The organism is Bacillus cereus group sp. BceL220, from assembly GCF_051776965.1.
Lineage (GTDB): Bacteria > Bacillota > Bacilli > Bacillales > Bacillaceae_G > Bacillus_A > Bacillus_A cereus.
This window is the reverse complement of the sequence record NZ_JBPWBC010000002.1, coordinates 458,926-471,774: the sequence shown is the minus strand read 5'-3', so window position 1 is coordinate 471,774 and position 12,849 is coordinate 458,926. Positions and strand designations below refer to the sequence as shown.

Sequence of the window (12,849 nt, the reverse complement as noted above, 5' to 3'; positions counted from 1 at the left end):
TATCAGATTTAATAAGTTATTGAATGGGAATAGATGGTCCAATCACTTCGTTTTCTTTCCCCGAATACGGTACAAGTGAATATTTTCCCGCCGCTACATTAATTCCATCAAATCTACTAAAAGAAATGTCTCCGCCTTTATTCGATACAAATGCCTCTTTAAATATATATGTTTTTCCAGATTCTGATTCGATTTTAAAATAAATATCTTCATTTGCACTTTGTGGCACATCATAATAAATTGTTGTGGAAATCGGCGTAGAAACTACTTTTTTAACAATTACTTTATTGCCATCGTATAAAGCAATTGTTTCATTTAAATCAAACGTCTGCTTCTCTTTCATCAACTGAGCTTGTGATACTTCTATATCAAATATCCATGGTTGCTCAATTACAGTATCCTTGTTGAATGTATCATAAGTAATTTCGATTTGAAGTTCATCAGTTTGTGGCATTTCACTTAACTCAACACCACCGTAAATTGTAAACATAGAATCATTTACTCCAATTGATTGTGCATCCTTTGCATTAGAAAAGTCACGCCCATTTATTCGTACCTGTGGAATTAAATATGTTTGGTAATCAAATTTCACACCTTTCGCTGGCTCAAATGTTGAACTGATAAATAATTTATTTTCATCCACTAGTACCTCATTTAAAGTCAGTTTACCGTATTTATTTTCAGCGGTTTTCCCAATAGCCGTTTTATAGGGAGAATAGTCAAGTGGTTGCTGTTTATCAATATATTTTTCAATTAATCCCGCTATAAATGGCATATTTGCTAAAGATGTTTGTCCAAGCGGCACTGTAATGCTGACAATTAGCATGCAAGCTGCTGCGACTCCGAACCATTTTTTTGAATGTTTGTTTTTACGGAGCTTATTTTTCACACGTTTTTCCCACTGCTTTTCCTCTAGTTTGGTTAAGGGAGTCTCCTCAAACTCTGTGATATCCAACTGAATATCATTTAACTCTTTATAAATAGACATGCCCTCACACTCCATTTTTAAAAATAAAAATCTGTTTGAGCTTTTTTCGTCCGCGTGACAGTTTGTTATGAATCCATGACTCCTTCACGTTAAGATGGGATGCAATTTCACGAGACGGTACACCTTCTAAATAATACTTTTCAAAAATGTTACGATCTGTTGCTGACAACTCACTAAGCAGTTCCTGTACGTCTAAGAAGTCATTTTGTTTTCTTTGTTCTTGATACAGACGATCATTAATCTCCGTACAGACAGTTTGTTGCTGATTTCTCACATTTTTTCGCTGATAATCAATTGCCCGATATTTTGCAATGGCTGCTATCCATTGTTTAAACGTATTTTTACTTGAATCAAATGAATCGATATGAAACCAAATCGCTAATAATACATCATCTAAGCATTCTTCATAATCTTGCTGATTGCTCTGTACATATTTTTTAATAATAGCGCTGAGTAATCCTCCATATGTTTGAATAATAAACGTAATGCTTTTCTCATTACGTTTTTTAATTTGTTTTACAACATTTTCTTCCGTTATCTTCAAAGGTAGACCTCCTTGTACTGCTAATTGGTATCTACTTTCTAATACGAATGAAAAACAATAACCCTATCACTGTTTTTCATATTGCAAACACAATTTCACCATTAAACAACATATATCTTGTTCATAATGAGAAGAGCTAGTTCATTACGAACTAGCTCTTCCCTTTAATTACTTCTCTTATAATCACAATGCTCAACCGGAACACGAGCATGCCCCTCTTCATCGGTACACCATGACTGTGATTGGAATGCAAGAAAGATACCAATCCATTCTTCTTCCTTTTCAAAGTGAATAAGTATTCCTCCATCTTGCCATATACCATTATCTCCTTGCCATTTTTCTACATTCCCTTGATTCATGTGAATATCATGTATACCGTTTCCTGGTTTGAAATGAAAATAAGAATCTGGTGTGTTTTCTTCTGGTCCCCATCTTTCGCCAAACGCGTAAATAATTGCTTTTTCTTCCATCGCTCGCTTTATATAACGTTCTATTTTTTCGTTTAAATCATTATCTGCTCCTGCTTTTTCGGGAGGCAAAGGAATCATTTGTTTTGAGTCAAATAGATTTCCTCTTACATAATCTAAAGCTACTTTCGGTTCATTGTTTTTTATTTCTGTAAAACCGAATGGTAATGTCGGTAAAATATGAATCGCCTCTGACTTAATATTGTTACTCGCAAAATATAAAACTTCTGACGGATAACTTTGTGATTTTACGTTAATTGCAATACGATAATCTACTTCTGCTTCATCTTGTAAATGAACTTGATAATGAGGAGTTTTCCCTTTTCCCATCTTTGATTGTATAACTGTACCTTTTAACACGCCGTAATTTTTTAAGGGCATACATTTCATCTCCTATTCATCTAAAATCGGCAAGGATACCCCCTACTTCAATCGTGTGAAGGGCGATAGCCCAACGATAAGTGGGGGAGGAATTGCCGGCAGATACGGTATGGTACGTTAAAAATCCTAAGATTCTGTACCATATCAAGTATCTGAAACTTCCACCTTGCCTCCTACTTTCTCTACTTAAGTTGTTTGCTTTCACTAAAAATCTGTTACAATTTAATTAGTGAAAGGCGGTGAAAATAATGCCTACAATTACTGCAAAAATACAAATCCATGTTTCCGATAATCAAGCTGAAAGTCTAAAGATAACAACGAACGCTTACCGCAAGGCTTGTAATTGGTTATCAAAACACATATTTGAAACAAAGAACCTTAATCAAGTAAATCTCAATAACTTATATTATTCTGATTTGCGAAATCAATTTAGGTTAAAAAGTCAAATGGCTCAATCTGTGATGAAAACTGTAATTGCTCGTTACAAGTCGGCTAAATCAAATGGACATGAATGGTCTTTGATTGACTTCAAACTTGCAGAATATGATTTAGTCTGGAATCGAGATTATTCACTAACCAAAAACCAATTTAGTGTAAACACGCTTGAAGGTCGCCTAAAACTAAATTATGAGCGTAAGGCTATGAAGAAATACTTCAACAGCACTTGGAAATTTGGTACTGCTAAATTAGTGCATAAGTACAAAAAGTGGTTCTTACATATCCCGATGACAAAAGAGTACCAAACATTAGATTTCGCAGATGTAAACAACATCGTTGGTGTTGATTTAGGAATCAACTTCCTTGCAACCACTTATGATAGTCAGGGCAAAACAACCTTCTACAACGGAAATATTGTTAAACATAAGCGTGGTAAATTTAAAGCTACTCGTAAGCAATTACAAACACGACAAACACCATCTTCTCGTAAGAAAATAAAACAAATTGGATCAAGAGAAAACCGTTATGTAACTGATGTAAACCATCAAATTACAAAGGCACTCGTTGAGGCATACCCTAGAGGTACTATGTTTGTTTTAGAAGACTTAACAGGGGTTCGTTCTGCGACAGAGAAAGTACGAGTGAAAAACCGCTATGTTTCTGTATCTTGGGCTTTCTATCAGTTCCGTCAAATGCTTGAGTATAAAGCTGAATTGAATGGACAAAAGGTAATTGTGGTAGACCCCAAATATACTTCCCAAACTTGCCCTAAGTGCGGAAACATTGAAAAAGCGAATCGTAATAAAAAGCTACACACTTTTAAGTGTAAAAATTGCCAATACCAATCAAATGATGACCGTATTGGTGCGATGAATCTACACCGTAAGGGAATTAAGCATATCAGTGTAGTTACCACAGGAGTATAGCTCTTGTGGTAGGGGCGAAGTCAACCGTCCTTATGCTCCACCATACTAAGGTAGGAGAGCATTGCTCGTTCGTACTACTGGGTAGGAATAAGCGTAGTTGCTCTCTATGAGGGTAGAAGCACTGTCGAACTCCGACAGACGCAAGCCCCCACTTCAAACGACCCGTAAGGGTGTTAAGTGGCGGGTTGTTGACTTAGTAGAAGCTTTTCATATTTAAAACATTATCCATTCATAAAAAAAATCCTCCTATGTTAGGAGGATTTTTAATTTCTCAACATATACCAAACGATAACTTCTACCATTACAAGCAAAACCGCACCAAAGATCATTAACGTCGTCTTCTTTAACAGTTCATTTTCACGGTAAGGGATATTACATAAGTAAGCACCTAGTGTAATCCGTGACGGGCAAGCGATTGTCGCTACTGATGATGCGGTGTTTTGCAGTGTTGTGACGTATTGCCACGGGAGTGCTACGTTTTGTGCGGTTTGCATTTGTAGTTTTATAAACATTGCATTTGATCCTGCGTTACTACCTGTTAAAAATCCACCAATAGCACCAATAAACGGAGCAACGAAAACGAAAAAGGTTCCAAATGTTTCACCAGCTGTCTTTGCGAGTAATGAATGCATGCCTGATGCACCCATTAGTTCTGAAATGGCGATAAACATTGTCGTCGTAATCGCAAAAGGAATCCATTGTTTGATCGTTTGTGAGAGTGATTGTTTAATAATATTAGACGGGATGCGGAAGAAAATAATAGTAAATAAGCAAGTCATACCGAGCCAAAATCCTGGTGAATATAGTAACTCTAGTTTGTAAGAGTATGATTTCAAATCAAGAACCGCATATGATCTGAACAAATCATGTAATGCTGGAACGAGGCGAGAAAGTAAAATACAAACTGTTAGAAATATATAAGGGCTAATAATTTTTATAATGGATACTTCTCTCTCCGTTGCAGCCGCATGCTCTGTTATAAGATTTTGCCCACTTTTTCCTTTTAGTTTAATGATAAGAAAGCCAAAGGTAATCGTAACGATAGAACTTAATATCCCGGCTAGTTCAACACTTACGTATGCATTAGAAAGATAGATTCCGAGAGAAAATAATAGAAAGAATCCTACTCCTTCTTTCCACTTTTCTATAACCGCTTGCCAGCCGCCAACAACGTGTAAAGAAAGAATAACGAAGTAAGCAAACATCGGAATACTTAATAGCGCTGTATTTGTGCCAAGTGTTGTAAGAGGCATATTTATTAGCTGCGAACCGATAATCGTACCAGTTGCCATTGCGCCCCATGAACTAGCTAGTAAGCCGATGAATGAGAGTAGTACAGCTTGAAATGGTTTATATCCTAGTGAAAGAAAAATAGGTGCTGCAACCATGAAGCCGATACCGAATCCACTTACTGATTCAATAAGCGGGCAAATGCCAAAACACATAAGCAGCATTTGTAATAAGCGATCCTGAGTAACTGCTTCTAGAAAACGTGCCACTTGATCGATGTACCCCATTTTGTTCATGAGGTGAAATAAAAAAATACCGAAAAATAAAACGTACCCGACAATAAAACAAATTAACCATCCTTTAATCGTTGCGTGTACAGTTTCACTTATCCCTAATTGAAACGTTGGCGAGAGTAAAACGATTCCAACAGACACAGCATAAGAAATTAACGAAGACCTTAATGACGTTTGTTTAAATAAAAATAAACAAATGAAAATCATCATAATTGGGATAAGTGCCAACAATATGGCCATATTATCATCTCATTTCGTTTAAAATACAATTTTTAACTATTATATAACAGATTGCATTGTTTTTATTTAATTTATAACAGTTTTTTATTTTATCTAAAAAACAGATAAACGCATTCTAAAATTAGGAAGTTATTTTAAAGTCAAACAAAAAAGAGTCCCCTTTAAATAAGGAATCTCTTTTTGCTTTCAAAAACAGACTAGAAAATCTAAATACCTATGTCATGCTATCTTAAATGTCATACAATGAAAATACATGTTTATACAAGCTTTTATTCAATAAAAAGTGAATGCTTACTCCCAACAGGATTTCAGGATTTAAAAATTTATAAAGTTCTCTTCACATGACTCGTTCTTACCTTGGTTTTAAAAGGATTTTTTGTTCTAAATTTTACAACGACTTCAGTATTTTGTTGAAGTTGATTTCCTTATCTCAGCATGCTTTTCGTGTTACATTTGAATATATTTATTTCAATTAAAATTCTCGATGTTCCTCCTAAAATTATATAGTTTTATGGAATATTTCTCCTCCTTATATTTGAAAAATGTTTTATAATATATTTAGACCATTCTGGAGGGATTTATATTGGATAAAATAAGAATTAAAAATTTAAGATCACTACAAGATACTGGAGAAATAAATGTAAAACCACTAACAGTGTTAGTTGGAAAAAACAGTTCTGGTAAAAGTACATTCCTTAGATTTTTCCCATTAATGAAGCAAACCCTAGAAACTAGAACCAATGAACCTATTCTTTGGTATAGTAGTAGATTTGTAGATTTTGGGAGTTTTGAAGAAAGTATTAATTATAAACACAAAAAAGAAAAAATCTGCTTTGAATTTGAATTTACTGTACCTAAAGGTTACTTTATGTATGAATCCGCTACTTTTTCCATTCGTAGAAATAATTTTTTTAACAACATTGAGGATTCAGATTTAAATAAGCCATTTAACTTTAAAATACATATAGAATGTAGCGAAAAGTTTGTTAATAAAATCCAAATAAACTTTGAAGATCATCAAATTAAGATAGAAATGAGCAGTAAAGAAACCTTAAAAAGTTTAACCATTAACGATAATGAATATAGCAGAGGACAATTCTTTAAAGCAGCATACTCTCTGGAACCATCTAATATTCTTCCCCAAATTTCTTATAAAGAAGACGGTAATTATAGTACATTTTATACAGAAAGACATTTTATACAAAAGTTATTTAATAATATAGTAGAATTTGGTCATATTGATATCGATGATGATGACGATGAAATTGTTAGAAACAAAATAAAACAAGTAATCGAGACAATTCCTCTAGGAAGTTCTAAAGAAATTTTTGAAAATTTAATGACACAAGATATAATTATGGACTACTTTCTAAAAAACCCAAAAATTGCAATGATTGATCCTGATTTACAAAAAACGCTAATAGATAATCTCTTGGGACTATATCTTAATCAAATAATTGCTTTATGTAACAGATATCTTGAATTAAGTTTTTCATCAGTTAAATATATAGCACCTTTAAGAGCTAGCGCTGAAAGATACTATAGAATACAAGGCTTATCAGTTGACGAAATTGATTCACAAGGTACTAATATTCCAATGATGATACATAACATGAATTCACGTGATAAAACACATTTTAATAAATGGGTTAAAGATAATTTTGGATTTGGTGTAACAACTTCATTTGAAGGTGGACACACATCATTAAAAATCAAATACGACGAATATTCCGATGAAATAAATTTAGCAGATACTGGATTTGGTTACTCTCAAATTCTTCCTATAATTCTTGTTATGTGGCAAGCTACAAAAGTCCAAACCATTTCTCAAAAATCTGTATGGAAAAGCACCTTCTTTAAATTTAAAGAAGGATTCGAAAAATCCATGTTCACTATTGTAATTGAGCAACCTGAATTACATTTACATCCAGCCTTACAAGCTAAATTAATAGACACCTTTGTTCAACTAATAACCAAGGCACAAGAAATCAATATAAATTTAAAAATAATAATCGAAACACATAGTGAAACGATGCTTAACCGAATTGGGTATTTGATTGCAAAAAAGAAATTTGACTTCCAACATGATTTAGTTAATATATTGATTTTCAACAAGCTAGACGCTTATCATTCAACGGTAGAATCTACTGGATATTCAGAAAATGGACAACTTTTAAATTGGCCGATAGGGTTCTTTGGTTCGGAGGATTTTTAATGTTAATCAAAATAGACGACACAGTGATCCAGCAAATAAAAAGTAAGCTTCATTCAATAAATATTACAAGTCCCGAAGTTAAAGCTTTAAATAATATTGCTACTGCTATAAAAGAAGGATTTCATATAATCAGTGCTTCTCTTGATACATTAGAATTTTTATATAAATTCGATTTATTAGAGCATGATTCGAAACGCATGTATTTTAGCGTATTCTCGAAATTTACTTATCTGTCCTCTTATGAACAATTTTGTGAAGATTGTATACTTATAAAAGACAGCAGCTGTATATTCAATCGTACAAATACAGTTACTAACAAAACAGTTTTTGAAATTCCCATTGATTATTTTTCACATTTAGTATCAATTTTACCAACAATTCTATTATCTGAGGATATGAGTGATTGCGAATTCTATGAAAAGATTGCAAAAAAATACATTACAGAAAATCATCATAAGGTAAATGCTCATCTAAAATTTGACCTTAGGAGTGGCGGGGGGAGTGGCTCCTATAAAACATATCAATATGAAATCAATAAAGGTCACCTTGTACTAGCAATTTCAGATAGTGACAAAACGTATCCTACTGATAAAATAGGTTCCACTTTATTAATGCTGCGGAGAACTTATAACTCACACAGGCATAATAAAATCACTGAACTACTAGAGCTAGATGTTCGCGAAAAAGAAAACCTAATCCCTCCTTCCCTTTATTTACTTTGTCACAATGTGTACTCTAAAGAATTTTTACTTAAGCTCTGTAAAATTGAAAATTCTCATATTCATCAAGAAAAATTAAGATATATTGATTTAAAAGATGGAATAACTGCGAAATCTTTGAAAACAAATATTGAACGCAAGAGTTATCTTGAAGGTTTTTTCTATGATGCTTCAGATCTAATTGCCTGCACTTTTGAAGAAATAGATTCAAGAGATGATGAATTTCTCATAATGCAAGGAATAGGGGGAAATCTAGATAAATTTTCTACTGATGTACTTGACGATGGTCTAGAAAAAAAACTAGCACAGAAAAAGGGAGTCTCTCTACACACCCCGATTCCAGAATATGTAATCAAGGAATTGGAGGGAAATATATTAAAAAAACAAAAACTATTCGACGAATTGCCCGGGTATTTAAAAGCCGACTGGGAAAAACTTTCTAAAAAAATCATATCATGGGGATGTGCTAATGAACCTGTTGCATAATCCTAATATACAAAATGAGTCTGATATTAAAATCAGACTCATTTTGTATATGTTCTTTTTATTTCAATATTTAGCTTTGTGACAATCAAGATATAAAGGCTATCTCTCTCTAAGTTTCAAACATAATTCGTTCACTCACTTCTTAAGAGTACCCTTTTTATTTATCCTGAAAAACGCTCTGCTGTCCGACTATTTTATCTAACACAACAAACACAATGTAAGTACATATTGCTTGCAATACAATATTCCAAAATTTCATTAATGTAAATGAATGAATCCGTAGAAATAATTCGTTTAATAATACAATCGAAACGATACTAAATAATTCTATACTAATCGAAAATAGACATATTTCTAAAATAGACTGTTCTTGAATGCGATTTAAGTTGGAAAAGATAAATACATATCCTAAAAATAGAGCCATCAACTCTATTTTCGTCATGCTAATGAGCCAAGCGTATAGTGGTACAGTTAAAAGAAGATATAGTAATTTCCGTCTTAGCATGTCTTCTCACCCTCTAAATTATATGTATTTTCTGTATATTTTAACATTTATTACGCAAAACAAAAAGAAGAGACTACGCCTCTTCTTTTTGTTTTGTTGCCTGTATTAATTCACATATTTCTTCTCGTTTTTCATTTTCTAATAGCTCAATCACTTTACTTCCAACGACAACACCGTCGCATATTGTAACCATTTCTTCTACATGTTCTTTTGTTGAAATGCCGAATCCAGCGACTACTGGTAAGTTGACGTGTAATTTTACTTTTTCTAAGTAACTATGAATCTCCTCTTTAAAGTTTTGACGTACTCCCGTTACGCCCGCTACTGTAACAGCATAAACGAACCCTTCTGATTCACTCGTGATTTTTTCAATTCTTTCAATAGGGCTCGTTACGGTAACGAGTGGAATGAGCGCAATGTTTGCCTCTCGAAGTAACGGCGCAATAATATTTTGTTCTTCATACGGTAAGTCTGGAACGATAATACCATCCACACCGGCCTCTAAGCACTTCTCTACAAATCGTTCTTTTCCGAATGCGAGTACTGGATTTAAATATGTCATGAGTACAAACGGAATTTGCACTTCTTTCCTTACCTCTATTAATGCTTGAAAAATACCTTTTACTGTTACACCGCTATCTAGCGCTCGTTTCCCTGCTCTTTGAATCGTTGGACCGTCTGCGACTGGATCCGAAAACGGAATGCCGATTTCAACGATGCTCGCTCCTGCTTCATCTAAAAAACGAATTCTTTCTTTTAATTTTTCAAAGCCACCATCTCCGCCCATTACGTACGGAATAAATGCTTTCTTACCATTTTCAAACGCTGCTTTAATTTTTTCTACTCCCATTTTTTACACCTCTTCCATATAACGTTTTATACTCTCTACATCTTTATCCCCGCGGCCAGATAAACAAATGACGAGCCCTTCGTCTGTCTTCATTTGCGGCGCTAATTTTAATGCGTATGCGACAGCATGTGAACTTTCTAACGCCGGGATAATGCCTTCTTTTTTCGTTAATAATTGAAATGCTTCTAATGCTTCTTCGTCTGTTATCGACTGATAAGAAACGCGGCCAATATCTTTTAGCAAACTATGTTCTGGACCAACACCTGGATAATCAAGTCCTGCTGAAATAGAGTGTGCTTCTTGAATTTGCCCTTCTTCATTTTGCAGAAGATACATCATTGATCCGTGTAAAACACCGACGCTTCCTTTCGTTAAAGTTGCTGCATGCTTTTCTGTATGAACGCCTTTTCCAGCTGCTTCTACGCCGTAAAGAGCAACTTCTTCATCGTGTACGAACGGATAAAACATCCCCATCGCATTACTACCACCGCCAATACAAGCAACGACTGCTTCTGGTAACTTTCCTTCTAACGCCTCATATTGTTTTTTCGTTTCATTTCCAATTACACTTTGGAAATCACGGACAATTTGCGGGAATGGATGTGGTCCGAGAACAGATCCCATAATGTAGTGCGTATCATGCACATGTGAAACCCAGTAACGAAGCGCCTCGTTTACCGCATCTTTTAATGTACCGCTACCTGCCGCTACACTTTCTACTTTCGCTCCGAGTAATTCCATTCGGAACACATTTAATTTTTGACGTCTTACATCTTCTTCTCCCATAAAAATGACGCATTCTAATCCGAGAAGAGCACATACAGTAGCTGTTGCAACTCCGTGTTGTCCAGCTCCTGTTTCAGCGACAACTTTTTTCTTGCCCATTCGCACTGCAAGTAGTGCCTGACCGATTGTATTGTTGATTTTATGAGCTCCTGTATGATTCAAATCTTCACGTTTTAAATAAATCTTTGCACCACCGCAATACTTCGTCATATTTTCAGCATAATATAGCGGTGTTTCTCTTCCGACGTACGTTTTTAAATAATGATTTAATTCCTTTTGAAATGCTTCATCTTGCATCGCTTCTTTATATGCTTCTTCTAGTTCTAGTACAGATTGCATTAACGTTTCTGGAACGTATCGTCCTCCGTATATACCGTAATGTCCTTTTTCATCTGGATATGCGTAGTTCATTTGGAACACTCCTTCGCTTTTATAATAAATTGTTTTATTTTCTCTACATCTTTCTTTCCTTCTGTCTCTACTCCGCTGCTCACATCAACCATATAAGGCCGAACAGTTCGAATTGCTTCTTCTATATTAAGAGCGTTTAATCCACCAGCTAATATCATTTTCTTTCGCAATTCTTTTGGCATATCTCTAAGTAGCTCCCATGAAAATGTCTTTCCATTTCCTCCATAAAACTTTTCTTTCGGGCTATCAAATAATATATAATCCGCTTCATACCCTTGGGCGTTTTTCATATCACTCTCTGAAGTTACTCCTAGTGACTTTATAGACGGAATATTCAATCTTCTAATTTGATAATTGTCTTCATCCCCATGTAGTTGTACATGTGTTAACCCGCACTCATCTGCAATTTTCTGGATCACTTCTACTGATTCATTTACGAAAACACCGATTTTTAACACGTTGGCTGGAAGCTCCTGAATGATTTCTTCCGCTCTCTTTGGAGTGATTTCCCGCTTACTTTCTGCAAAAACAAATCCGAGTGCATCTGCGCCATATTCGCACGCACTTTTCGCTGTTTCCACATCAGTGATGCCGCAAATTTTCACTTTCATATATTCACCTTACAATCTTCAAAAAAACTACTAATAGAAGATGATGTCATAAGCGCCTCTCCAACTAATACACCTTTGGCTCCAGCTCTTTTAACACGAATAATATCTTCTTTTGAATGAATGCCACTTTCACTAATCCAAAGTAGTTTCTCCTCATTCAATCTTTTTCCAAGCTTTTCAGTTTGGCTTAAATCTACTTCGAACGTTTTTAAATTACGATTATTAATGCCAATAACGTGCGGATTTAATACAATCGCAGTTTCTAATTCCTGTTCATCATGAACTTCAACAATCGCTTCTAATCCTTTTTCTAACACGTAGCTATACAGCTCTTTTAACTTCTCTTTCGTTAACGCTGCTACGATTAGTAAAATAATATCTGCTCCCGCTTCATACGCTCTATCGATTTGAATCTTATCGATTATGAAATCTTTACATAAAAGCGGAATGTTACTTTCTTCTCTTGCTGTTTGTAAATCGTGAAACGATCCTTTAAAAAATTGACCATCTGTTAAAACAGATACTGCTCCTGCACCACATTTCTCATATGTTCCCACTTGTTTTCGTACGTCAACGTGTAAATTGATATCTCCTTTTGATGGTGATGCTCGCTTTACTTCTGCAATGACAGTAAACTGCTGTAACGCTTCTACAAGTGAATGTGTCTTTCTTTTTGTTTTTACTGGTGTATATATTTCATATAACTCCGCAACTTCCTTTTTCTTCTGTTCTACAATTTTATCTAAAATCGTCCCCACT

At 34.5% G+C, this 12,849-nt stretch carries 12 protein-coding genes; 3 read left to right on the top strand and 9 right to left on the bottom strand.

The window, feature by feature from the left end; translation table 11 throughout:
* Window positions 1-16: 16 nt before the first annotated feature.
* The 3 genes from ACS2FK_RS07290 to ACS2FK_RS07280 form a co-directional block, all read right to left on the bottom strand.
* On the bottom strand, window positions 17-988 hold the full coding sequence (locus ACS2FK_RS07290; RefSeq protein WP_063546865.1) for a DUF4179 domain-containing protein: 972 nt from the start codon (window positions 986-988) through the stop codon (window positions 17-19).
* Between the two features lie 4 nt (window positions 989-992).
* Complete coding sequence (locus ACS2FK_RS07285; protein ID WP_063546863.1) at window positions 993-1,532, bottom strand: sigma-70 family RNA polymerase sigma factor; 540 nt, start codon at window positions 1,530-1,532, stop codon at window positions 993-995.
* Between the two features lie 164 nt (window positions 1,533-1,696).
* Window positions 1,697-2,380, bottom strand: coding sequence for a DUF2278 family protein (locus ACS2FK_RS07280; RefSeq protein WP_063546861.1), 684 nt, complete (start codon window positions 2,378-2,380; stop codon window positions 1,697-1,699).
* Between the two features lie 248 nt (window positions 2,381-2,628).
* On the opposite strand from ACS2FK_RS07280, the gene ACS2FK_RS07275 reads away from it, so the two are divergent.
* The gene (locus tag ACS2FK_RS07275) at window positions 2,629-3,744 is read left to right on the top strand and encodes an RNA-guided endonuclease InsQ/TnpB family protein (RefSeq protein WP_001142359.1); all 1,116 of its coding nucleotides are present in this window, start codon (window positions 2,629-2,631) and stop codon (window positions 3,742-3,744) included.
* Between the two features lie 263 nt (window positions 3,745-4,007).
* Here the strand turns inward: ACS2FK_RS07275 and ACS2FK_RS07270 are convergent, their stop codons facing one another.
* Window positions 4,008-5,507 (bottom strand): L-lactate permease, encoded by a 1,500-nt coding sequence (locus tag ACS2FK_RS07270; protein WP_063546858.1) that lies wholly within the window; start codon window positions 5,505-5,507, stop codon window positions 4,008-4,010.
* Between the two features lie 583 nt (window positions 5,508-6,090).
* Here ACS2FK_RS07270 and ACS2FK_RS07265 point away from each other — a divergent pair.
* Together ACS2FK_RS07265 and ACS2FK_RS07260 are read left to right on the top strand one after the other, a co-directional pair.
* A complete protein-coding gene (locus ACS2FK_RS07265; protein WP_063546856.1) occupies window positions 6,091-7,722 on the top strand; it encodes an AAA family ATPase in 1,632 nt (543 codons plus the stop codon).
* A complete protein-coding gene (locus ACS2FK_RS07260; RefSeq protein ID WP_063546854.1) occupies window positions 7,722-8,927 on the top strand; it encodes a hypothetical protein in 1,206 nt (401 codons plus the stop codon). Before ACS2FK_RS07265 ends, ACS2FK_RS07260 begins: the two co-directional genes overlap by 1 nt.
* A 157-nt stretch (window positions 8,928-9,084) precedes the next feature.
* Here the strand turns inward: ACS2FK_RS07260 and ACS2FK_RS07255 are convergent, their stop codons facing one another.
* From ACS2FK_RS07255 to trpC, 5 genes are all read right to left on the bottom strand, one after another.
* Window positions 9,085-9,432, bottom strand: a complete 348-nt coding sequence (locus ACS2FK_RS07255; protein WP_063546852.1) for a DUF4029 domain-containing protein — start codon at window positions 9,430-9,432, stop codon at window positions 9,085-9,087.
* A gap of 73 nt (window positions 9,433-9,505) precedes the next feature.
* Window positions 9,506-10,282: a tryptophan synthase subunit alpha gene (gene trpA / locus ACS2FK_RS07250; protein WP_063546850.1), complete on the bottom strand. Its 777-nt coding sequence runs from the start codon at window positions 10,280-10,282 to the stop codon at window positions 9,506-9,508.
* Window positions 10,283-10,285: 3 nt separating this feature from the next.
* Window positions 10,286-11,479: a tryptophan synthase subunit beta gene (trpB, locus tag ACS2FK_RS07245; RefSeq protein ID WP_001105036.1), complete on the bottom strand. Its 1,194-nt coding sequence runs from the start codon at window positions 11,477-11,479 to the stop codon at window positions 10,286-10,288.
* Complete coding sequence (locus tag ACS2FK_RS07240; protein WP_000865142.1) at window positions 11,476-12,090, bottom strand: phosphoribosylanthranilate isomerase; 615 nt, start codon at window positions 12,088-12,090, stop codon at window positions 11,476-11,478. The genes trpB and ACS2FK_RS07240 overlap by 4 nt, the downstream gene beginning before the upstream one ends.
* Window positions 12,087-12,848 carry an indole-3-glycerol phosphate synthase TrpC gene (trpC, locus tag ACS2FK_RS07235; RefSeq protein WP_000536699.1) on the bottom strand — a complete coding sequence of 254 codons (762 nt, stop codon included), beginning with the start codon at window positions 12,846-12,848 and terminating at the stop codon, window positions 12,087-12,089. Before trpC ends, ACS2FK_RS07240 begins: the two co-directional genes overlap by 4 nt.
* Window position 12,849 lies beyond the last annotated feature (1 nt).